The following is a 22721-nucleotide window of genomic DNA, read 5'->3' on the forward strand; positions in this document are numbered from 1 at the left end:
GGCCACTGACCGTCAAGCTGTCTCTCCCGCGCAGGCGGGAGCCTATAGCACATCCGCTAAACTGAGGTGCTATGGATTCCCGCCTTCGCGGGAACGACGGGGTATTGTCGGAGCAGGAACGACGAGGGTAATGGTCGGAAGATAGCTCCTTACTGCGCCCCCACCAAACTGGTCACATGAATCGTCTTGGTCTCCGGAATCTCATTGTGCGACAGCACCTTTAGCTGCGGCAATGCCCGGCGCAGGAAACGCGACAGCATCGCCCGCAAGGGACCCGGCACCAGCAGCACCGGCGTCAAGCCCATCTGTTCCTGCTGCGCCGCGGCCGCGCCGGCCTGCTGCGCAATCGTATCGGCCAGGCCAGGCTCGATCCCGGCGCCATCCCCGTTGGTCCCCAGCGCCTGCATCAACAGCCGCTCAAGCCGGTTATCCAGGGTCATCACCGACAATTCATTCGTGCCCGGGAACAACTGCTGCACAATCGCACGTCCCAGCGCAATCCTTACCACGGCGGTCAGGTCGGCCGGATCCTGGGTTTGCGGGGCATATTCGGCCAGGGTTTCGATCACGGTGCGCATATCACGGATGTGCACGCCTTCGACCAGCAAATTCTGCAACACTTTCTGCAAGGTCGACAGCGACACCAGCTTCGGCACCAGGTCTTCCACCAGCTTCGGCGCTTCCTTGGCCAGATGATCGAGCAGCGCCTGCACTTCGGCCCGGCCCAGCAACTCCGACGCGTGCGTCGTGATCAAATGATTCAGGTGCGTTGCCACCACTGTACCGGCATCGACCACGGTATAACCCATGCTCTGCGCTTCATCGCGCAGCCCGGCATCGATCCACACCGCAGGCAAGCCGAACGCCGGATCGGTAGTCACCAGGCCAGGCAGGTTACCGCTGGCCATGCCCGGATTGATCGCCAGAAACTGTCCGTTCATCGACTCGCCGCTACCGACTTCCACACCCTTGAGCGTGATGCGGTAGGCCGACGGTTTCAGCTCCAGGTTGTCGCGGATGTGTACCGGTGGCGCCAGGAAACCGACTTCCTGCGCGAACTTCTTGCGGATACCTTTGATGCGCTTGAGCAGCTCGCCGCCCTGGGTCTTGTCGACCAGCGGAATCAGGCGATACCCGACTTCCAGCCCCAGCGTATCGACCGGCATGATGTCTTGCCAGCTGGCTTCTTCCTGCTCGGGCGCGGCAACCGGCGGCGGCGCTTCGACTTCTTCCGGCGGCGGGGCCTTGGCCTTCTTGTTGACCATATACGCACTGCCCGCCAGCGCGCCGGCCAGCAGCAGGAAGACCAGGTTCGGCATGCCAGGAATCAAGCCCATGCCGCCAATGATCGCGGCGGTGATATACAGCACTTCCGGCTTGGCGAACAACTGATGCACCAGCTGGGTACCGATGTCCTGGTCGCTGGCAACGCGCGACACCACGATACCGGCAGCCGTCGAGATGATCAGCGATGGAATCTGCGCCACCAGACCGTCACCGATGGCCAGCAGGGTGTAGGTCTTGGCCGCTTCGCCGAAGGCCATGTCGTGTTGCAAGATACCAACCAGCAATCCACCGACCACGTTGATGACGGTCACCATGATGCCGGCCACGGCATCGCCGCGCACGTATTTGCTGGCACCGTCCATCGCGCCGTAGAACTCGGCTTCCTGGGCAACTTCGGTACGGCGGCGGCGCGCTTCGTCTTCGGCGATCAGGCCGGCGTTGAGGTCGGCGTCAATCGCCATCTGTTTACCCGGCATCGCGTCCAGGGCGAAACGGGCGCCCACTTCGGCGATACGGCCGGCACCCTTGGTGACGACGGTAAAGTTAATGATGGTCAGAATGATAAACACGACGATACCGACCGTGTAGTTGCCGCCGATCAGGAAGTGACCGAAGGCTTCGATCACCTTGCCGGCCGCGGCGCCGCCGGTGTGGCCTTCGGTCAGCACGATACGGGTCGAGGCCACGTTGAGCGACAGGCGCAGCATGGTCGACACCAGCAGGATGGTCGGGAAGGCCATGAAGTCGAGCGGCTTGACCGTGTACAGGCTGGTCAGCAGCACGATGACCGACAGGGCGATGTTGAAACTGAAGAACACGTCCAGCACGAAGGCCGGCAGCGGCAGGATCATCATCATCAGCAGCATGATGATGATGACCGGCGCCGCGAGGGCGTTGCCGCCGCCTTTCATTGCACTTAACCACGACGGCATGTTCAGGCGATTCATGGTGTGGCTCCGTTCTTCGGTTCAGGTTTGGTTTGCGATGCCGGGTCATGCGGGTCGAGCTCGGGTGGTACGCGCAGCTTGCTCGGACGGTCGGGGTAGGTTCCGCCATCCTTCTTGTAGGCGCGCAGCTGGAACACATATGCCAGCACTTCCGCTACCGCCGAGTACAGCGCTTCCGGAATCTCGTCGCCGATCTCGGTGTGCTTGTGCAGCGCACGGGCCAGGGCCGGTGCTTCCAGCAGGGCCACATTGTTTTCCTTGGCCAGTTCGCGGATGCGGGCCGCCACTTCATCGCTACCCTTGGCCACCACACGCGGGGCGCCGCGCTGCCCATCGGCGTACTTGAGCGCCACCGCGTAGTGGGTCGGGTTGGTGACCACCACGTCGGCGGTCGGTACGTCGGCCATCATGCGGCGTTGCGACATCTCGCGCTGCATCTGGCGAATCTTGCCCTTGATCTGGGGATTGCCGTCCGACTCTTTCGACTCCTGGATCATTTCCTGGCGCGTCATCTTGAGCTTGTTCGCGTAGTGCCAGATCTGGTACGGGCCGTCGATCGCGGCCACGATGCCCAGGCCGCCGACGATGTACAGAAACGCCGAACCGATCAGGTCGACCATGTGGGCGCTGCCGCTTTTCAGTGGCTCGACGGCCAGGCCGATGACGGCGTCTTTCTGGCTCATCACGACCATCCAGGCGATGGTGCCGACCACGATGGTCTTGGCGATCGCCTTGAGCAATTCGACCAGCGCGTTGGTGGACACCATGTTGGTCAGGCCACGCACGGGGTTGAGCTTGCTGAATTTGGGCATGAACGACTTGCTGCTGAACAGCCAGCCGCCGATCAGCAGGGGCGAAGCGAGCGCCACGATCATGACGGCGATGGCCAGCGGCAGGCAGGCCAGCATGACCTGGGCGATATCGCTGGCCACGCGCAGGATCATGGCGTTGGGGTTGAAGATTTGCTCGCGGTCCATGGACAGGCCGGACACCATGGTCGCGTTGAGCTGGCGCACGATGCCGGCGCCGAAGAACCACAGGCTGCAGCCGGCCGTCATCAGGACAGTAAACGTCGCCACTTCACGCGATCGGGGCACGTCGCCTTCTTCGCGCGCCTGCTCCAATCGCTTGGGTGACGCTGCTTCTGTCTTTTCTGCGTCGCTACTGTCTGACATGCCAGGCTCCCGTTAACAGATGCCATTATTCGCGAAATTGCTCTGGAACTATCCAGCGATTAAGGCGGCAAACAGGGCTCAATTCGGACAGTGGCAGGCGAACGGGGGTGTAGCGCGAGCTCTCGTATAATTAAAAATTATCAACTTCTACACGAACATCATGAATTCGCTGGTTCCGCCCGATCCCCAAGAGCCGTTTGTCGCGGCCGACCTCAAGGAGGATGGCGACTTTTCCGACATGCTCAGCGAGCAGCGCATTCTGTTGCCCGGGGCGCAGATGTTGACGGCGTTTCTGATCATCCTGCCATTCAACGGCGGTTTCCGCCAGATCGTGCAGACCGAGAAAATGGTGTTCCTGGCAACCTTCGTGCTGGCGTTGACGAGTTTGGTGTTGTTGAGTGCACCAGCCATTCAGCACCGCCTGATGCGGCCCTTGAACGACCGCGCGCGCTTCAAGCGGGTAGCGACGCGGCAGATCGTGGCGGGGGCATTTACCCTGGGGGTGGCTTTGATACTGGCGACCAATCTGGTGATTTCGGAAGTCTTCGGCAGCGTTGTGGGGATGGTGACGGCGGGCGGGATCGCCACCTTTATCCTATCCATATGGTGGCTGTTGCCGGCTTATCTGAAGCGAATGCACGGCTACTAGACACTGTTCGCCGTCGTTCCCGACCCGCGCCGTCACGGCGCGGGAAGGACAGGCGTCAGCGGCTCTTCTTCGCCTCGGCCTGCTTGACCGTCTGCTCGATCGCGCCAAAAATCGACTTTCCTGCCCCATCGTGCATCTCGATCCTGATCGTGTCGCCAAACAGCATGAAGGGCGTGCTAGCGACGCCATCGGCGATCATCTCCAGCGCGCGTTTTTCGGCGATGCACGAATAGCCGCGCTTGGCATCCTTGTTCGACACCGTGCCGGAACCGACGATCGTGCCCGCCCGCACATTGCGGGTTTTGCACAAATGTGCCAGCAGTTGCGCGAAGTTGAATACCATATCGACACCGGCATGCGGCTGCCCGACCAGCTTGCCATTCCAGGTCGAACGCAGCGGCAGGTGCACCTTCGCATCCTGCCAGTGCTCGCCCAGCTCATCGGGCGTGACTGCCACCGGCGAGAACGAGGACGCTGGCTTGGACTGCAAAAACCCGAAGCCTTTGGCCAGCTCGGCCGGAATCAGGTTGCGCAGCGAGACGTCGTTCACCAGCATGAGCAACCTGATCTGTTGAAACGCCTGGTCCGGCGTGCTGCCCATCGGCACGTCGCCGGTGATCACGGCCACCTCGGCCTCGAAATCGATGCCCCACTCCTCGTGCGCCAGGACGATCTCGTCCGTCGGCCCCAGGAAATCGTCGCTGCCGCCCTGGTACATCAGCGGATCTTCCCAGAACGAGGCCGGCATGTCGGCATTGCGCGCCTTGCGCACCAGCTCGACGTGATTGACGTACGCCGAGCCGTCAGCCCACTGAAACGCGCGCGGCAGCGGCGCCATGCATGTGGCGGGATCGAAATCGACGCTGCGCGATGTCCGGCCGCTGTTGAGCATCTGGTACATATCGCTCAGCTGGGGCGAGATGAATGCCCAGTCGTCCAGCGCCGCCTGCAGGGTGGGCGCGATGCCGTCGGCCAGGTGCGCCGTTTTCAGGTCGCGCGAGACGACTGCCAGCTGGCCGTCGCGACTACCATCCTTGAGTGTGGCTAATTTCATGATCTTATCCGGCGCGCGCGTTCAACCCGGCACCAGCAAGTCCAGCCTGGCCTGATCCAGATAGCACCACTCGCCTTCGGCCAGGCCGAGCGACGCCAGCGTCAGCTGGCCGATGGCGGACCGGTGCAGCGCGCTGCAATGATTTCCGGCCGCGGCCAGCATGCGTTTGACCTGGTGGTACTTGCCTTGTTCCAGCACGATTTCGAGCTGGTGCTCGCCGCGCTGGACGCAGCTCAGGGCCGCCAGCGGCGCCGGCTCGTCGTGCAGTTTGACGCCGGACAGGAGTTGCGCAATCAGTTCAGGCGTGACGGGGTCCTGCGTGGTGGCCTGATATATCTTGGGGATGTGCCGCTTCGGCGACGATTGGGTGTGGATAAACGGGCCATCGTCCGACATCAGCAACATGCCGGTGGTGTCGTGATCGAGCCGGCCCACCGGCTGCACGTCGCGCCAGGTGAATTGTTCGGGCAGCAAGGTCAGCACGCCGGGGTGATGGCTCGGCTTGCGCGAACACTCGACATTGACGGGTTTGTGCAGCGCAATATACACATGTTCGCGGTAAACCCATTCATCGTCGAAGATCGTCATGACCAGCCCATCGGTGTCGATGGCGGTCTTGTAGTCGGTGTAGGGGGCGCCATTGATGACGACTTCGCCGTCTTCAATGAGGGCGCGGCAATATTTGCGTGTGCCGAAGCCCTGCGATTGCAGGATGCGGTCCAGGGATAATTTACTCATGGGCGAGACTTTACCAGATGCGCGTTTGACCGGATAGGAATGCTCCTAGCGCTTTGTAGGATTAAGACCCGATAGATGGCGTGTTAAGGAAGAGCCTTTACGCATCTTTGACACAGATCAAGAATGGCAAGAGCCTGATTGTTAAACTGAAACCTCAGTAGGAATCGGCCTAACGCTACCTGCGAATGCTTACGGTAACACTAGGGCAATTGAACCGGACAAACATGATGAGGACCAGGATGCGCACCATTACTTCCGCCGCCACGCAAATGAACACCGCCGACTTCCTGGAATCGGCCGCCGACAATCTTCCCGACAATCCGCTGGCCCAGTCGGCGCTGGAGACGACGCGTGACGCGATAGCGCGCTGGACCGGCGGCATCCATCTGCCGCGCATGCTGGTGCCGGGCATGGTGCGCGTGTCGCCGCAGGCGCGCTGGTATGCGCAGGCCAACAATGGCTTTCAGGAATGGCTCAGCCAGGGTGGTTTCGCGCAGGGCTACGATGGCGATACGGTGCAAGTCAACAACACCGATTGCGCCGGCCAAGCTGTCCTGGACATCGACTGCGCAGAACACAACGTGGAACGCCTGCGCATGGTCGACGCCGACAGCAGCGATGCCTGCATCGACTGATCGCGTCCCCGGACTGTCGCCGGCGCCCTTGCGCGCGCCGGCAAGGTCCCGCTCCGGCAAGCCTGCGCTCCGGTCCTGATGCGGAGTCGTCATTGTTGCAACTTTGCGACGACGGATCAAGCGCTCCCGGCCTTCCGGCACGGGATGAGCAGGCATCGCAGGCCTCAATATCCCTCGCGCGTCACCAGTACCCGGTCGATCAGGCCGTATTGCGCCCCGTCGGCGGCCGACATGTAATTGTCGCGGTCCGAATCCTTTTCAATTTGCGCCAGCGTTTGTCCGGTGCGTTCGGCATAGATGGTATTGAGGCGGTGACGCAGGTACAGCACTTCGCGCGCCTGGATTTCGATGTCGGCGGCCACGCCCTGCGAGCCGCCATGCGGCTGGTGCATCATGAGGCGGGCATTGGGCAAGGCGTAACGCTTGCCGATGGCACCGGCCGCCAGCAGGAATGAACCCATGCTGGCGGCGAAACCGGTGCACAGGGTCGACACGTCCGGTTTGATGAACTGCATCGTGTCGTAGACCGCCATGCCGGCATACACCGAGCCGCCCGGCGAATTGATGTAGAGCGAAATATCCTTGTCGGGATTGTCCGATTCCAGGAACAGCAATTGGGCGACGATCAGGTTGGCCGATTGCTCGGTCACTTCGCCGACCAGGAAAATCACGCGCTCTTTCAGCAGGCGCGAGTAAATATCGAAGGCGCGCTCGCCGCGTCCTGTCTGTTCGATAACGGTGGGCACCAGGCCCAGCCCCATTGGAAAATTCGAAGTCATAAGCGTTCTTTCGCGGTAGAGTTGAATCGCTGAGTCGATTCTGCCCGCTTGACGCATGCGGCCCGGCGCCATGTGACATCGAAAAAAAATATCGCCGGCGTGTCACATCCGGGCAGTGCCGGGCGTCATGTGGTACCCGCACCCTCACAGGAGATTCCCGATGCCGCGCACCACCGATACCGACGGTGCCTTGTTCGAACAGCTTCGGCCGCGCCTGACAGCGATCAGCCGCCGCATCGTCGGCAGCGAGGCGGAAGCCGAGGACATCGTGCAGGACTGTTTTCTCAAGTGGCAAGGTGCCGAACAGGCGGCGTTGGCCACGCCGGCGGCCTGGCTGACCACCGTCGTGCAGCACCAGTCGATCGACTGCCTGCGCAAGCGCGCCCGCGATATGCTGGCCGCGCGTACCGCCCTGGAACTGGTGCCCGATGTGCCGCCCGCGCCGCCGGAGGATGGCTTGCTGCGGCGCGCCGAACTGGGTGAAGCGCTGGCGCGCCTGCTGTCATGCCTGTCGCCGTCCGAGCGGCTGGCATTGATCCTGCATGAAGTTTTTGAACGCGAACATGCCGACATTGCGGCGGCGCTCGGCACCACTACCGTGAATGCACGCCAATACCTGGCGCGCGCGCGGCGGCGCTTGCGTGACGACGACGACGCGGCGCCGGCCAGCGAAAAACTCTGCCGCGAGCTGGTACGCCGCTTCCAGGCCGCGATCAACGGCATGGACGTGGCGGCGATGGTGACCCTGCTCGGTGAGGAGCAGCCGGTATCGGTGCACCCATCCCCTCGCCTGCGGATCCGTGCCGGCGCATGTGCCAACGATGCGTCGTACGGCGCCGTGCTGGCGGCCTAGGGTCAAGGCGCCGCGCGTCCCCGGAAAATGCATCCGGCATGGCCGGCCATTCTGCGCGACGGTGCGGCGCGCGCAAGTGGCCGAACATTATTCATCGACGGCGATATCCAACCGGTACGGCCAGGCGATCGCCGACCGACAAGATGGCGCAATAAACAATGGTGGAATAAACAATGGCGGGAATAACATCGGCTGGATGGAAAACGGCGGCTTCACGCCGCCGCTTCCACGTCCCGGTGAGAGGACTTCATGCGAGGAATTGTAATTCTCTCTATGCCGCATCATGATGCGGTTAGTAGTTCATTTCAAACAATATGCTGCCAACACAGGGTGTACTTTTTATATCGGCCTCCCTTGGAAAGAACTACAGGTCTAATATAGGACACCTGCCCGAACTTACAAGGAAAATATTCGCCTCGCGATATTAATGCAACGCCGGCCGTGCCGCTGGCCCCAGGGTTTTGACCATTCCCGCCCCCACTGACGCACCGAATTTCTTCAGCACCCGTTCCGGCAAACCTTCGTGCGCCGTGTAGTCGACAATATCCTCGGCCTTGACCACATCGCGCGCCGTCGTCTCGACCGTGCCGAAGCCGTCGGCCAGGCCCATATCGACCGCCTTGGCGCCGCTCCAGAACAGGCCCGAGAAGGTCTCCGGCGTCTCTTTCAGGCGCTTGCCGCGGCCGGTCCTTACCACGGCGATGAATTGCTGGTGGATTTCGTTGAGCATGGCCTGGCCATGCGCCTTGTGCTTGTCCGATTGCGGACTGAAAGGATCGAGGAATCCCTTGTTTTCGCCGGCCGTGAGCAAACGCCGCTCGACCCCGAGTTTTTCCATCGTGCCGGTAAAGCCGAAACCGTCCATCAGCACGCCGACCGATCCGACAATGCTGGCCTTATTCACAAAGATCTTGTCGGCGGCAGCGGCAATATAATAGCCGCCGGAGGCGCAGATTTCATCGACCACCACATATACCGGCTTGGTCGGATAGGCCTGTTTCAGGCGCAGGATCTCATCGACGATATTGCCCGCCTGGACCGGACTGCCGCCCGGGCTGTTAATGCGCAGGACCACCGCCACCGAGCCGGCATCGGCAAATGCCTTGTTCAATGAAGGGATGACCACATCGGCCGAGCCGCTTCCTTCCGACTCGATGCTGCCGTCGATTTCAATGAGCGCGGTATGCCGCCCCAGCGTTTCCATGTCGGAACCGCTGAAATCGAAATCGAAAAACGCCCACAGCGCGAAAAACGCCAGCCCGAGGAAGGTCAGCTTGAAAAAAATTCCCCAGCGGCGCGTGGCGCGCTGTTCGCGCACGGTGGCAAAAACCAGCTTTTCCAGGGTGTCGCGTTCCCAGTTGCCGGTGGTCGGTGCCGCTGCCAGCACTGTTTCCTTGGAATCGCCGAAAGTGTTGTCGCTCATAAATCGCTTTACATAATAGAGTGTCGGTACTGCTTGCTCAAGCCGCGGGCGGCTTGATGAACTCGTCGGGTTGCCAGTAAATCTGCCCATCCTCCTCGCGCACGCCGATTGGGCGCAGGCGGCCGCCCTTGCACGGTCCACCCGCGCAAAAGCCGCTTTCCGGTACATAGATGGCGCCGTGGGTGGAGCACATCAGGTACAGGCCGCTTGACTCGAAGAATTCGCCTTCGGCCCAGTCCAGCTCGATGGGCACATGGGCGCAGCGGTTCAGGTAGGCGTACACCGTGCCTTTGTGACGCACCACGAAACCGGTAGCCTTGTCGCCGAAGGCGCTGACGCCAAAACGCACGCCGCGTCCGCCTTCGAGCACTTGCTCCGAACCGCAGACCAGCACGCCGTCAGTCTGGTCCGCCATCATGCGTTCTCGCTCAGCCAGGTGCGCAGCTGGGCCACGGTTTCGGCTGAGTAGATAGGATTGCAGGCGCTCAGCTGCTCGTGCGGATGGGCACCATACTGCACGGCGATCCCAGCCGCACCGGCGTTATTCGCCATCAGCAGGTCGTGCGTGGTGTCGCCGATCATCACGGTGCGCTTCAGATCCTGCCCCAGTTCGCGGGTCAGTTCCTGCAGCATGGCCGGATGCGGCTTGGAGAATGTCTCATCGGCGCAACGGGTGGCGTCGAACTGCGACAGTAGCCCGACCGCGTTGAGCGACCTGTTCAAGCCAACGCGGCTCTTGCCGGTGGCCACCGCCAAGAAGTAAGCTTCCTGCGACAGTTCGGTCAACATCTCGCGAACGCCGTCGAACAGCACCAGTTCGTGGTCTTTCGACAGAAAATGAAAACGGTAACGCTCGACCATGCGCGGAAAAAAAGCGGGGTCGATATTCGGCATCACGGCCTGCATCGCTTCGTGCAAGCCCAGGCCGATCACGTGCGAAGCGGCATCGTCGCGCGGGATCGGCAAGCCGAGGTCCCTGGCGGCGGCCTGGATGCACTTGACGATGGTGGACGTGCTGTCCATCAAGGTGCCATCCCAGTCGAAAACGATCAGATCAAATTGCTTACGTGCCATGTATTGCGGCCGCTTGTGGCGGCCGGCTCCTTCCAGGATTGTTCAACGCGGACTATTCTCGTGAGACTAGCGCGGTGCTGTGTTCAGCGGTTTCCCCAAGCTTACCAAGAAACGTTCGCACTCTGCTGGCAACGGTGCATTTATCGTCACATCCTTGCCGGTTTCAGGATGGGTAAACGTAATCTGGTGCGCGTGCAGGAACATCCGCTTGAGCGCGCCGCGCGTGGCGTCGGCTTTGAGCAGGACGCGGTTTAACGCAAAATCGCCGTACTTGTCATCGCCAATGATGGGAAAGCCCGACGAAGCCAGATGAACGCGAATCTGGTGGGTACGCCCGGTTTTCAGCTCGGCTTCGAGAAGGGCGAACTTGTCGAACTTGCGCAGCAGGCTGAACACGGTATGCGACTCCATGCCGCCGGCCTGCACGCAGACGCGGCGTTCGCCATCGGCCGTGGTGAACTTGTGCAGCGGCAGCTTGATGTGCTGGCGCGCGTTTTTCCAGTCGCCGTACACCATGGTGAGATAGCGCTTGTCGGTCAGGCCGTCGCGCATCTGCTCGTGCAGATTGGTCAGGGCCGAGCGTTTTTTCGCCAGCAGCAGCAGGCCGGACGTTTCGCGGTCGAGCCGGTGCACCAGTTCCAGGAACTTGGCGTCCGGCCGGGCCGCGCGCAACTGTTCGATCACGCCGTAGGACACGCCCGAGCCGCCGTGCACCGCCACGCCGCAAGGCTTGTCGATGATGAGCAGGTGCGCGTCCTCGAACAGGATCGGGAATTCCGCGCCCGGCACCACGGCGGTCGATTTCTCGGCCACGCGCACCGGCGGAATGCGCACCACATCGCCGCTTTCGAGCCGGTACAACTGGTCGATACGGCCCTTGTTGACCCGTACCTCGCCCGAGCGCAGGATACGGTAAATATGGCTTTTCGGAACGCCCTTACAGACCCGCAACAAGTAGTTGTCGATCCGCTGTCCGGCTTCCTCTTCGGTAATTGTGACAAATTGGGCTTGAACGGGGGCCTGTGATGAAGGGGGAACAACATCGTTTTGCATCTTCATTTGCTCTGTCTTCCCAGAAATTCTCTCTAAGTCCTTCATTTTGAATATATAATCGACAGGCGGCGGTCAAACCTCTGCTGGTGTAAGAATTAAAACGATATTTTACACAGGGGCGTCTCCATCGGCCCCGCCAAATTGCAAATTCGATGGAAAAAATGTGTACGCACATCCCGGCGCGAATCAAGGTTGCACCGTTGTTGTAATCGGATAACGCGCAAGGCTGCGGAATGGATTGTTTGGAATTGTAAGGATAAGTACTGGCAAGCTGTCCCTCGGGGCCAGCTCGCCGGATGATGGCGTCGATAACGCTTGTCGTTTTCGCCCGACCCGATGTAAGCCTCATCCTGAAGGCTTGAGAATAAGGGCTGGTGTTTAAGCCTGGTATCGAAGTCTTAGTATGTTCGCTGGCTACGGTTTGGCTCACTGATTTGCTCACCGCCTGGCTTTGTCTGTGCCCCGATCACACCGGGGCTGCTTCAGCTAAGTTGCAGGTGATGCGTGCACTCGGCATGTCGATCGACCCCACCGCGCCCTGTCGCGGCCGTAACGCTTTGCGTTGCTGCGCCGTGCGAAAAGGCATACCCACCCTCCACTTCCCTTCCCGCGTACATCCCTGTACTTTTCGCCGCCCCGCGCCCAGCGCTGAGCGGCACTAGAACGGCCCCCGGGTCGCGGAGTCAATAAAAATGAAACGCATGTTGTTTAACGCTACGCAGCAGGAAGAACTGCGCGTAGCGATTGTCGACGGTCAGAAACTGATCGACATCGATATCGAAACCGCTGGTCGCGAACAGCGCAAGTCGAATATCTACAAGGGCGTGATTACCCGGATCGAACCGTCGCTCGAAGCCTGCTTCGTCAGCTACGGCGAAGACCGCCACGGTTTCCTGCCATTCAAGGAAGTGGCCCGCACCTATTTCCGCGAAGGCGTCGATGTCCGTACCGCTTCGGTCAAGGAAGCGCTGCGCGAAGGCCAGGAAATCATGGTCCAGGTCGAGAAAGAAGAACGCGGCAACAAGGGCGCCGCCCTGACCTCCTTCGTTTCCCTGGCCGGCCGTTATCTGGTCCTGATGCCGAATAACCCGCGTGGCGGCGGTGTTTCGCGCCGGGTCGAAGGCGAAGAACGCCAGGAACTGCGCGAAACGATGGACAAGCTGGACCTGCCGCAGGGTATGTCGGTCATCGCCCGCACCGCCGGCATCGGCCGCAATGTCGAAGAACTGCAGTGGGACTTGAATTACCTGATGCAACTGTGGCGCGCGATCGAAGGCGCCGGCAAGTCGGCCAGCGGCGCCTTCCTGATCTACCAGGAATCGTCGCTCGTGATCCGCGCGATCCGCGACTACTTCCAGCCTGATATCGGCGAGATCCTGATCGATACCGACGATATCTACGAACAAGCGCACCAGTTCATGCGCCACGTGATGCCCGACATGATCCACCGGGTCAAGCGTTACAGCGACGACGTACCGCTGTTTTCGCGCTTCCAGATCGAACACCAGATTGAAACCGCGTATTCCCGCACGGTACCATTGCCGTCCGGCGGCGCCATCGTCATCGACCACACCGAAGCGCTCGTTTCCGTCGACGTCAACTCGGCCCGCGCCACGCGCGGCTCCGACATCGAAACCACCGCATTCAATACCAACTGCGAAGCCGCCGAAGAAGTAGCACGCCAGCTGCGCCTGCGCGACCTTGGCGGCCTGATCGTCATCGACTTCATCGACATGGAAGTGGCGAAGAACCAGCGCGAAGTCGAAACGCGCCTGAAAGACGCCCTGCACCATGACCGTGCACGCGTTCAGATGGGCAAGATTTCCCGTTTCGGCCTGATGGAACTGTCGCGCCAGCGCCTGCGCCCTTCGCTGTCGGAAGGCTCGCACGTGACCTGCCCGCGCTGCTCCGGCACCGGCCACATCCGCGATACCGAATCGTCCGCCCTGCAGGTGCTGCGCATCATCCAGGAAGAAGCGATGAAGGAAAACTCGGCCACCATCCACGTGCAGGTTCCCGTGGACGTTGCCGCTTTCCTGCTCAATGAAAAGCGTGGCGAAGTGCTCAAGATCGAGAACCGCCACCGCATCAGCGTGATCCTGATTCCGAACAAGCATCTGGACACGCCGCATTACAAGCTCGAACGCATCAAGCACGACGATCCGCGCCTCGAAGACAGCCAGGCCAGCTACAACCTGGCCGAAGAAGCTGAAACCGACATGGCTTACAGCAAGCGCCAGAAGGAAGAAGTCAAGCCGCGCCAGGAAGCCGTCGTCAAGACCATCACCCCGGACCAGCCTGCGCCAATGGTGGACCGCTCCGAAGTGCTCAAGCCGGTCGCCCCGCCAGTCCAGGCACCGGTATTGACCGCGCCCGAGGAAGAAGGCTTCCTGGCCAAGATCATGGGCTTCTTCTTCAAGAAGGAAGCGCCCGTCATCGTCGCTCCCGCACCCGTGGCCCCGATCAAGCCGGCGGCAGCGCCTGCCGGCCGCGAAGACCGCAACGGCCGTGGCCCGCGTGCCCGCACCCGTGGCGGCAAGCCGGACGGCCGTCCTGAGCGCGAGCCGGGCAAGCCAGCCGCACTGGAAGACGCCGGCAAGCCGGGCGACGCCGACAAGGCCGCCCGTCCGCCGCGTCCTCCACGCCCACCGCGCGAGCCGCGTGAAGCGCAGGTCGACGCCGCCGGCGCGCCAGTGGCGCCGCGCGCCGAACGTGCGGAACGCCCGGAGCGTGGCGAGCGTCCGGAACGTGGCGAGCGCACTGAGCGCACCCCGCGTCCACCGCGCGAACGCGCCGACTACCGCACCCCGGTAGCCGAAGCGAAGACCGACGAACTGGCGGTTTCGCCGGTCGTGGCCGCCGCAGCAGTGGTTAATGTCACCGTGCCGCAAGGCGATGACGAAGCCGCCGTGCCGAAAATGATCACCACGATCGGCCCGAACGGTGAAGAAATCGAAGTCGAAGCCGGTGGCGATGAGCCGCGCCGTCGCCGTCGTCGTGGCGGTCGCAACCGCAATCGCCGCGACCGCGACCAGGCCGAGGGCATGGAAGGCGAAGACGGCGACGTTGTCAACGAAGCCAGCTTCACCGTCGAACCAGCGCCAGCGGATGCACCGTCGTCCTTCGAAAAAGCAGCAGTGCCAGTATTCGCCGCAGCCGAGCCGGTTGTCGCCGAGGCAGCACCAGTGGAAGCTGCGCAAGCTGAAGCGGAAGCCGCATCTGAGCCAGTGTCGGAATACATAGTGGCACCGGCACCAGTGGAAGCACCAGCGCCTGCGCCAGTCGAAGCCGCACCAGCCCCGGCCCCGGTAATGGAAGCGGCACCCGCACCTGCCGAGCCAGCTCCAGTGGCCGAGGTCGTTGCCGCAGCACCAGCCGAAGCAGCGCCCGACGTTGCTCCAGCCGTTGCTCCAGCCGTTGCTCCAGCCGTTGCTCCAGTAGTTGCTCCGGTACGCGAAGAAATCGTGCCAGCAACCATGTTCACCCCGGCCGATCCGGTTGCGGAGGAAGCTGCGGAAGCGGTTGCCGAAGCAGCGGCAGCCGAAACGACGGCTGCTGATGCAGCGGCTACCGAAGCAATGGCTGCACCAGTGGCTGCCGAAGCAGCGCCGGCACCAGCACCTGTCGCAGCACCTGCGCCGGCCCCTGTCGCGCCACCAGCGCCAGTTACAGCAGCGCCAGTTACAGCAGCGCCGGTTGCCCCAGCACCAGTTGCAGCGACGCCGGTTGCCGACCTCTCCGAGATCCTCGGTTCGGCCGGCCTGACCCTGGCAGCCACCGATCCTGAAAAGCTGCGTGCAGCCCAGGAAGCGGCCGCCAATGCAGCGCCACCGGTGCGCGTGCCACGCGAGCGCAAGCCGCTGCCGCCGCAAGTCGATGAGCCGCTGGTCCAGGTGGACACCAGCCGCCAGTAATCAAGGCGCAACAAAAAAAGGGGAAGCTGAGGCTTCCCCTTTTTTACGTTAAAAACCAGCGTCTTTTCTTTGAACCTGAGTGAACGATGACCCTTCCAGCCGATATTGCTCCCGCTCCCGTCACCCTGCGCATGGCTTTCTGGTACTGGCTCAAGCTCGGCTTCATCAGCTTTGGCGGGCCGGCCGGGCAGATCGCGCTGATGCACACCGAACTGGTCGAGCGGCGCCGCTGGATTTCCGAACAGCGCTTCCTGCACGCGCTGAACTACTGCATGCTGCTCCCCGGCCCGGAAGCGACCCAACTTGCCATCTATATCGGCTGGCTGTTGCACAAGACCCGCGGCGGCATCCTGGCCGGACTGCTGTTCTTCCTGCCCTCGCTGCTGATCCTGATCGTGCTGTCGTGGATTTACATGGCCTACGGCACCCTGCCCGTGGTCGCCGGTATCCTGTACGGCATCAAGCCCGCGGTGGTGGCCGTGGTGCTGGCCGCCGCCTGGCGCATCGGCTCGCGCACGCTGAAGAACCGCACCTTGCTGGCGATTGCCGTCGCCGCCTTCCTCGCCATCGCGCTGGGCGAGCTGCCGTTTCCGCTGATCGTGCTGGTGGCAGCTACCATCGGTTTCGTCGGCGGCCGGCTGCTGCCGGCGCAGTTCCAGGTGGGCGGCCAGCACCCGGACAGCCGCGCCTCGTACGGCATCGCGCTCATCGACGACAACACCCCCACGCCGGCCCACGCCCGCTTTACCTGGCCGCGCCTGGCGCGCGTGGCCCTCGGCGGCCTGGCCCTGGGCGCCGGCGTGTGGCTGCTGCTGGCGTGGCGCTACGGCGCGGCGGGCGCGCTGGCCCAGATGGGCTGGTTCTTCACCAAGGCCGCCTTGATGACTTTTGGGGGCGCCTACGCCGTGCTGCCCTATGTCTACCAGGGCGGCGTGGAGCACTATCAATGGCTTACCGCGCCCCAGATGATCGATGGCCTGGCGCTGGGCGAAACCACGCCCGGCCCCCTGATCATGATCGTCGCCTTCGTCGGCTTCGTGGGCGCCTGGAGCCACGCCATTTTCGGCCCCGGCAGCGTGCTGCTGGCCGGCGTAGCCGGCGCTTGCGTGGCCACCTTCTTCACCTTCCTGCCCTCGTTCATGTTCATCCTGGCCGGTGGCCCGCTGGTGGAAGCGACGCGCGACAATGTGCGCATGACGGCGCCGCTGACCGCCATTTCGGCGGCGGTGGTGGGCGTGATCGTCAGCCTGGCGGTGTTCTTCGGCCAGCACGTGTTCGTGCACAACGGCCAGATCGACATCGCGGCGATCGCCATCAGCGCGGCCGCCTGCGTGGCCCTGTTCCGCTTCAAGGTGGGGACCATCAAACTGCTCGCCGCCTGTGCCGTCGCGGGCCTCGTGCTATCGTATCGGCATGGCTGAAAAAATTATCATGCTCAGCGACGGCCGCGCGCCGTCGCCGGCAATCCCCGCGCGGCTCGAGGCGCCCACCGGCCTGCTGGCCGACGCACTCGGACGGCCCCTGCACGACTTGCGCATTTCCGTCACCGACCGCTGCAATTTCCGCTGCGTCTACTGCATGCCCAAGGAAGTGTTCGACAAGGACTACGCTTACCTGCCGCACGCTTCGCTGCTCTCGTTCGAGGAAATCACCCGCATCGCCAGCCTGTTCGTCGCCCACGGCGTGGAAAAACTGCGCCTGACCGGCGGCGAACCGCTGCTGCGCAAGAACCTGGAACACCTGGTTGGCATGCTCAGCGCCCTGCGCACCCCGAGCGGCCGCCCGCTCGACATCACCCTCACCACCAACGGCTCGCTGCTGGCGAAAAAAGCGCAGTCGCTGAAGGATGCGGGCCTGAACCGGGTCACGGTGTCGCTCGACTCGCTCGACGACGCCACCTTCAAGCGCATGAACGATGTCGACTTCGCGGTGGCCGACGTGCTGGCCGGGATCGACACCGCCCATGCCGTGGGCCTGGGGCCCATCAAGATCAACATGGTGGTCAAGGCCGGCATGAACGACCAGGAAATCGTGCCCATGGCGCGCCACTTCAAGGGCAGCCCGTACATCCTGCGCTTCATCGAATACATGGACGTGGGCGCATCGAACGGCTGGAACCTGGCCGAAGTGATCCCGTCGGCGGAAGTGGCGCGCCGCATCTCGGCCGACATGCCTTTGGTGCCGCAGCAGGCCAACTACAGCGGCGAAACCGCCGCGCGCTGGCGCTACGCCGACGGCAGCGGCGAAATCGGCCTGATCTCCAGCGTGACCCAGGCCTTCTGCAAGGATTGCTCGCGCGCGCGCCTGTCAACCGAGGGCAAGCTGTACACCTGCCTGTTCGCCACCCGTGGCCACGATCTGCGCGCCCTGCTGCGCGAAGGGCGCAGCGATGCCGAAATCTCGACCGCCGTCGGCGCGCTGTGGAACGTACGCGCCGACCGCTATTCCGAAACCCGTACCATCAACACCAGCGGCATTGAAAGCGGTGGCCTACGCGAGGGCAAACGCGTCGAAATGTCGTACATCGGCGGCTAAATGACAACACCTAACGACATCACCGGCATGATTCTGGCCGGGGGACGCGGCACCCGCATGGGCCACGTCGACAAGGGCCTCCAGCATTTTCGTGGCGCCAGCATGGCCGAGCATGTGATGCGGCGCCTGGCGCCGCAGGTTGCCACCCTGGCCATCAACGCCAACCAGAACCTGGAGGTCTACGCCGGATTCGGTGTACCCGTATGGCCGGACCAGCTGACCGGTTTCGAGGGTCCGCTGGCCGGGCTGGCCACCGGCATGGCCCGCTGCGCCACGCCGCTGCTGCTCACGGCGCCGTGCGACTCGCCGTTTCTGCCGCACGACCTGGTAGCGCGCCTGCACCGGGCCCTCGATGCCGACGGCGCCGACCTGGCGCTGGCCGAAACCGATGAAGCCGGACCGGATGGCGTGCCACGCATCCAGCCGCAGCCCGTGTTCGCCCTCGTCAGGACCGCTACCCTGCCCCGGCTGGAAGCCTACCTGGCCGGCGGCGGACGGCGCATGGATGGCTGGTACGGCAGCATCAGGGTGGTACGCGTGCGCTTCGACGACGCTGCCGCCTTCCGCAACATCAACACGCTGGACGAACTGCGCCAGTGCGAACCTGAATGACCCCTCACCCAAGCACACCATGACCATGCCGACCCTGAACGACGTCACCAGCTGTTTGTCCGCCTACGACCCCGACGCCCTGCCCGTGCGCGACGCCCAGCGCATCATCCGCGACTTCATCAAGCCGGTCGACGCCATCGAACAGGTAGCGCTGCTGGCGGCGCTGGACCGGGTACTGGGTGCGGACATCGTCTCGCCGATCAGCGTGCCGGCGCACGACAATTCGGCCATGGACGGCTATGCCCTGCGTGGCGCCGACCTGTTGGCGGATGCACCGGTCACCCTGGCGGTGGTGGGCACCGTGTTCGCGGGCCGCCCGTGCGACGTGGTTCCCGGCAGCGGCGAATGCGTGCGCATCATGACCGGCGGCGTCATGCCGGCCGGCTGCGACAGCGTGATCCCGCAAGAACTGGTCGCGGCAATCGGCGCGGACAGCATCACCATCGCCCCGGGCGTGATTCGCACCGGCGACAACCGCCGTTTCGCGGGCGAAGACCTGATGGCCGGCAGCGCCGCCCTGCGCAAGGGTAAAGTCATCCGCCCCGCCGACCTGGGGCTGCTGGCCTCCCTCGGCATCGCCACGGTGCCGGTGACGCGGCGCCTGCGCGTGGCGTTCTTCTCCACCGGCGACGAACTGCGTTCGATCGGCCAGCCGCTCGCCGCCGGCTGTGTCTACGACAGCAACCGCTACACCCTGCACGGCATGCTCACGCGCCTCGGTTGCGAGATCGTCGACATGGGCATCGTGCGCGACGATCCGCAAGCGTTGGAAGACGCATTGCGCCACGCCTGCGAAAACGTGGACGCCATCGTTACCTCGGGCGGCGTATCGGTGGGTGCGGCCGACTACACGCGCCAGATCATGGCCGAACTGGGCGAGGTGAGCTTCTGGAAAATCGGCATGCGCCCGGGCCGGCCGCTCGCGTTCGGACGCATTGCCTCGAACGGCCACAGTGCCTTCCTGTTTGGCTTGCCCGGCAATCCGGTGGCGGTGATGGTGTCGTTCTACTTTTTCGCGCGCGACGCGCTGCTGCGCATGATGGGCGCCGAGGCGCCGCTGCCGATGCTCAAGGTGCGGTCGGCCGGCGCCATCCGCAAAAAACCGGGCCGCACCGAGCACCAGCGCGGCATCCTCGGGTGCGATGACGAGGGCCGGCAGAGTGTGCGCATCACCGGTTCGCAAGGCTCGGGCATCCTGCGTTCGATGAGCGAGGCGAACTGCATGGTGATCTTGCATGATGAGCAAGGCAACGTCGATGCGGGTGATCTGGTCGACATCATGCTGTTCGAAGGCCTGATCTGAACAACGCAATGCGTCAACCTACCCCAATAAATTCTCATTCGCAACATAAAGTGGCGAAAACCCGCAAACAGTTATAAAAATAATATTATGCAATTCGGATAATCGTGATATTTATGATAATTTTGTTGTTTTCCAGTCACTCTAATTTGTCCTAGCTTGCGTATTTATTGCAGAGGTTTCTACGGAGTTTTCATAGGGGAAATGCCTTAAAAGCATCATTGATAGCAAAATACTATCAGTCAGATCGTCAGGTTTTATTGGAGAACGGACTAGCCCGCTTGCTAATATCAATCTCTACCCAAACCAATTTGGTCAGAGATCATGAAGCCCGCAAGCAGCATTGCCGTCGCAAGTTACAAGGTTTCCGGGCCTGTGCGGGCCTGCGTATTCATGCTGGGGGCGGTGCTGATACTGGCGGCGAACCCGGTCCAGGCAGCGTCCAGCACCCGTGTCGAGAAATGCAGCTGGGACCACCCAGGCGTGAACCCGTTCATGGGCGATGTGGTGGCGGCGGTCGACCGTTACCGCGACATACCGCCGCTGGTGCGCACGCGCCTCAAGGAGCGCATGGCCGACCGCAATTTCGATGAATTCGTCACCATCGGACGCGACTCGATCAAGGGCCAGAACTACTACGAACCAAAGATCCGCGACATGCATTTCGGCGCCGGCACGGTGTGCGGCAGCGTCTCGCGCGCCGGATGGAGTTCCAAGACCAAACAGGCGGGGTTGGTGTACTGCGAAGGGGATCACTGCATCCTGGTGCCGACCGTGTGCCGTAATGTGAGCCGCATTCGCCGCCTCGGCACCACCGGGCCGTCAAGGGGCCGCGCCGAGGGAGGCGGGCCGGGTTCGTCGATGTCGCTGTCGCAGGACCCGCCACCACCGGAAAGCGAACTGGCGCTGGCGCTGCGCGGCACCAGCGCCGAACCCAAACTGGCCATTGCGGAGCGTGCAACGACCACGCCACCGGGACTGATTGGCTATCAGGGTGGGGTTCCGGTCCCGCCGATCGGGCCCGGTAGCTTCGGACCGCCGTTCAGGGATGGTCCGACCACCGGCATCGACCTGACGCCAGTGCCGGAGACCAACCTGCCCGCAGTGCCGGTGCCGGAGCCGGAACAGTGGATGATGATGGGATTGGGGCTGGCTGCGGTGCTCGGTGCCGCGCGGCGGCGCAAGGCTTCGTTGCGGCTTTAGCCTTCGTTGCTGCTTCAGCCTTCGTCGCTGCTTTAGCGTCCCTTGCCCGCTAACCCTAAATCCGTCATTCCCGCGCAGGCGGGAAGTCATTTCTGCCAGTGGCAGGAATGACGGTTTTGAAGTTAGCGCTTACGTTTGCGCTTGCGCCTACACCTGCGCTTTACCCCTCGCTATCGATATCAGGCCCCAGCATCAGCTGCGCCGCTTCGCTCGGCAACGCCTCCACCGATTTGAGCTTGCGCGCCATCTGGCGGCTGCGCACTTCAGCGTTTTCGATATTCTTGGCCGCCTTTTCCAGGGTCAGCTTGGTCTGCGTGAGCACATCGCCGAACTTGGTGAACTCCGTCTTCACCGCCCCCAGCACCTGCCACACTTCGGACGAACGCTTTTCCAGCGCCAGCGTACGGAATCCCATCTGCAAACTATTCAGAATCGCCGACAGGGTCGACGGGCCCGCAATCGACACCCGCAAGGTGCGCTGCAGATCGTCGGCCAGGCCCGGCCTGCGCATGACCTCCGCATACAGCCCCTCGGTGGGCAGGAACAGGATCGCAAAATCGGTGGTCAGCGGCGGCGACACGTACTTGTCGCAAATGGTCTTCGCTTCCAGCCGCACCGCCCGTTCGAGCTCGCGCCCGGACAGCGCCACGCCGTCGGCGTCGGCCCGGTCGGCCGCGTCGAGCAGGCGCTCGTACTGCTCCTTGGGAAACTTGGCGTCGATCGGCATCCACACCGGCGCGCCGCCCTCGACATGGCCGGGCAGCTTGATCGCAAACTCGACCCGCGCCCCGCTGCCGGGAATGGTCTCGACATTCTTGGCATACTGGTCCACCGTCAGCACCTGCTCGAGCAGCATTTCGAGCTGCACTTCGCCCCAGGTGCCGCGCGTTTTCACGTTCGTGAGCACGCGTTTCAGATCACCCACGCCGATGGCCAGCTGCTGCATCTCGCCCAGTCCCTGGTGCACCCGCTCCAGCCGCTCCGACACCTGGCGGAACGATTCGGACAAACGCGTTTCCAGCGTGGCGTGCAGCTTCTCGTCAACCGTCTTGCGCATCTCTTCCAGGCGCGCGCCGTTATCGTTCTGCAGGTCGCGGATCTTCGCTTCCAGCGTCGAGCGCACTTCCAGCATGCGCTGGGCGTTCGATTCGGTCAGCGCCGACAGGGTCTGGTGCATGGTGTCGGCAAAGCGCTTGAGCGTGGCCGACTGCTCTTCGCGCCCGCTGACGCTGGCCAGGTGAATCTGCTGGCGCATGCTGTCGAGCTGCTGCACGGTGGCGCCGTGATATTGCGCAAGGCTGGCGCCGATGTCCTGGCGCGTGCCCTGGGCGCCGGCCTGCAGTTCCAGGCGCAGTTCGCGTTCCAGCCGTTCCAGCTCGGCCCTACTGCCGCCGCCAGCGCCGCGCGCGCGCAGCAGAAGCACCGCCTGCAAAATGATGATGACCACCGCCAGCGCGGCGAGGATCAGGAATTCGGTCTGGGTCATGGCA

19 protein-coding genes are annotated in these 22721 nt (G+C 62.9%); 9 read left to right on the top strand and 10 right to left on the bottom strand.

Annotation, left to right across the window (positions count from 1 at the left end):
* Positions 1-149: 149 nt before the first annotated feature.
* Both flhA and flhB read right to left on the bottom strand, forming a co-directional pair.
* Positions 150-2234 (bottom strand): flagellar biosynthesis protein FlhA, encoded by a 2085-nt coding sequence (gene flhA / locus RBA40_RS19725; protein WP_306649463.1) that lies wholly within the window; start codon positions 2232-2234, stop codon positions 150-152.
* Positions 2231-3409, bottom strand: a complete 1179-nt coding sequence (flhB, locus tag RBA40_RS19730; RefSeq protein WP_099875562.1) for a flagellar biosynthesis protein FlhB — start codon at positions 3407-3409, stop codon at positions 2231-2233. The genes flhA and flhB overlap by 4 nt, the downstream gene beginning before the upstream one ends.
* A gap of 160 nt (positions 3410-3569) precedes the next feature.
* Between flhB and RBA40_RS19735 the strand changes: the two genes are divergently transcribed.
* A complete protein-coding gene (locus RBA40_RS19735; protein WP_306649464.1) occupies positions 3570-4058 on the top strand; it encodes a DUF6328 family protein in 489 nt (162 codons plus the stop codon).
* A 55-nt stretch (positions 4059-4113) separates the two neighbouring features.
* Here RBA40_RS19735 and RBA40_RS19740 read toward each other — a convergent pair whose 3' ends face one another.
* Together RBA40_RS19740 and RBA40_RS19745 are read right to left on the bottom strand one after the other, a co-directional pair.
* Positions 4114-5112: a fumarylacetoacetate hydrolase family protein gene (locus RBA40_RS19740; protein ID WP_306649465.1), complete on the bottom strand. Its 999-nt coding sequence runs from the start codon at positions 5110-5112 to the stop codon at positions 4114-4116.
* Positions 5113-5133: 21 nt separating this feature from the next.
* Positions 5134-5850 carry a pseudouridine synthase gene (locus RBA40_RS19745; RefSeq protein WP_306649466.1) on the bottom strand — a complete coding sequence of 239 codons (717 nt, stop codon included), beginning with the start codon at positions 5848-5850 and terminating at the stop codon, positions 5134-5136.
* A 239-nt stretch (positions 5851-6089) separates the two neighbouring features.
* Here RBA40_RS19745 and RBA40_RS19750 point away from each other — a divergent pair, with 239 nt between their 5' ends.
* Positions 6090-6485, top strand: a complete 396-nt coding sequence (locus tag RBA40_RS19750) for a hypothetical protein (protein WP_306649467.1) — start codon at positions 6090-6092, stop codon at positions 6483-6485.
* Between the two features lie 164 nt (positions 6486-6649).
* On the opposite strand, the gene clpP is transcribed toward RBA40_RS19750, so the two are convergent.
* Positions 6650-7264 carry an ATP-dependent Clp endopeptidase proteolytic subunit ClpP gene (gene clpP, locus RBA40_RS19755; protein ID WP_306649468.1) on the bottom strand — a complete coding sequence of 205 codons (615 nt, stop codon included), beginning with the start codon at positions 7262-7264 and terminating at the stop codon, positions 6650-6652.
* 160 nt (positions 7265-7424) lie between these two features.
* On the opposite strand from clpP, the gene RBA40_RS19760 reads away from it, so the two are divergent.
* Positions 7425-8117 carry a sigma-70 family RNA polymerase sigma factor gene (locus tag RBA40_RS19760; RefSeq protein ID WP_306649469.1) on the top strand — a complete coding sequence of 231 codons (693 nt, stop codon included), beginning with the start codon at positions 7425-7427 and terminating at the stop codon, positions 8115-8117.
* 424 nt (positions 8118-8541) lie between these two features.
* Here RBA40_RS19760 and RBA40_RS19765 read toward each other — a convergent pair whose 3' ends face one another.
* The 4 genes from RBA40_RS19765 to RBA40_RS19780 form a co-directional block, all read right to left on the bottom strand.
* Positions 8542-9540 carry a S49 family peptidase gene (locus RBA40_RS19765; protein WP_306649470.1) on the bottom strand — a complete coding sequence of 333 codons (999 nt, stop codon included), beginning with the start codon at positions 9538-9540 and terminating at the stop codon, positions 8542-8544.
* Positions 9541-9577: 37 nt separating this feature from the next.
* Positions 9578-9958: a Rieske (2Fe-2S) protein gene (locus RBA40_RS19770; RefSeq protein WP_306649471.1), complete on the bottom strand. Its 381-nt coding sequence runs from the start codon at positions 9956-9958 to the stop codon at positions 9578-9580.
* Positions 9955-10614, bottom strand: a complete 660-nt coding sequence (locus RBA40_RS19775; protein ID WP_306649472.1) for an HAD-IIIA family hydrolase — start codon at positions 10612-10614, stop codon at positions 9955-9957. The genes RBA40_RS19770 and RBA40_RS19775 overlap by 4 nt, the downstream gene beginning before the upstream one ends.
* Before the next feature lie 66 nt (positions 10615-10680).
* Entirely contained in the window at positions 10681-11673 is a 993-nt protein-coding gene (locus tag RBA40_RS19780; RefSeq protein WP_208640126.1) for an RluA family pseudouridine synthase, read from the bottom strand.
* 686 nt (positions 11674-12359) lie between these two features.
* On the opposite strand from RBA40_RS19780, the gene RBA40_RS19785 reads away from it, so the two are divergent.
* The 6 genes from RBA40_RS19785 (at position 12360) to RBA40_RS19810 (ending at position 21231) form a co-directional block, all read left to right on the top strand.
* Positions 12360-15581 carry an Rne/Rng family ribonuclease gene (locus tag RBA40_RS19785; RefSeq protein WP_306649473.1) on the top strand — a complete coding sequence of 1074 codons (3222 nt, stop codon included), beginning with the start codon at positions 12360-12362 and terminating at the stop codon, positions 15579-15581.
* Positions 15582-15667: 86 nt separating this feature from the next.
* Entirely contained in the window at positions 15668-17002 is a 1335-nt protein-coding gene (gene chrA, locus RBA40_RS19790; protein ID WP_306649474.1) for a chromate efflux transporter, read from the top strand.
* The gene (gene moaA / locus RBA40_RS19795; RefSeq protein ID WP_306649475.1) at positions 16995-18116 is read left to right on the top strand and encodes a GTP 3',8-cyclase MoaA; all 1122 of its coding nucleotides are present in this window, start codon (positions 16995-16997) and stop codon (positions 18114-18116) included. The genes chrA and moaA overlap by 8 nt, the downstream gene beginning before the upstream one ends.
* Positions 18117-18728, top strand: a complete 612-nt coding sequence (mobA, locus tag RBA40_RS19800) for a molybdenum cofactor guanylyltransferase MobA (protein ID WP_306649476.1) — start codon at positions 18117-18119, stop codon at positions 18726-18728. It begins immediately after the preceding gene.
* Positions 18729-18747: 19 nt separating this feature from the next.
* Complete coding sequence (gene moeA, locus RBA40_RS19805; protein WP_306649477.1) at positions 18748-20031, top strand: molybdopterin molybdotransferase MoeA; 1284 nt, start codon at positions 18748-18750, stop codon at positions 20029-20031.
* 321 nt (positions 20032-20352) lie between these two features.
* Complete coding sequence (locus tag RBA40_RS19810) at positions 20353-21231, top strand: MHFG family PEP-CTERM protein (RefSeq protein WP_306649478.1); 879 nt, start codon at positions 20353-20355, stop codon at positions 21229-21231.
* Positions 21232-21391: 160 nt separating this feature from the next.
* On the opposite strand, the gene RBA40_RS19815 is transcribed toward RBA40_RS19810, so the two are convergent.
* Entirely contained in the window at positions 21392-22717 is a 1326-nt protein-coding gene (locus tag RBA40_RS19815; protein WP_306649479.1) for a DNA recombination protein RmuC, read from the bottom strand.
* Positions 22718-22721 lie beyond the last annotated feature (4 nt).

This window comes from Massilia pseudoviolaceinigra, from assembly GCF_030846505.1.
Lineage (GTDB): Bacteria > Pseudomonadota > Gammaproteobacteria > Burkholderiales > Burkholderiaceae_D > Telluria_A > Telluria_A violaceinigra.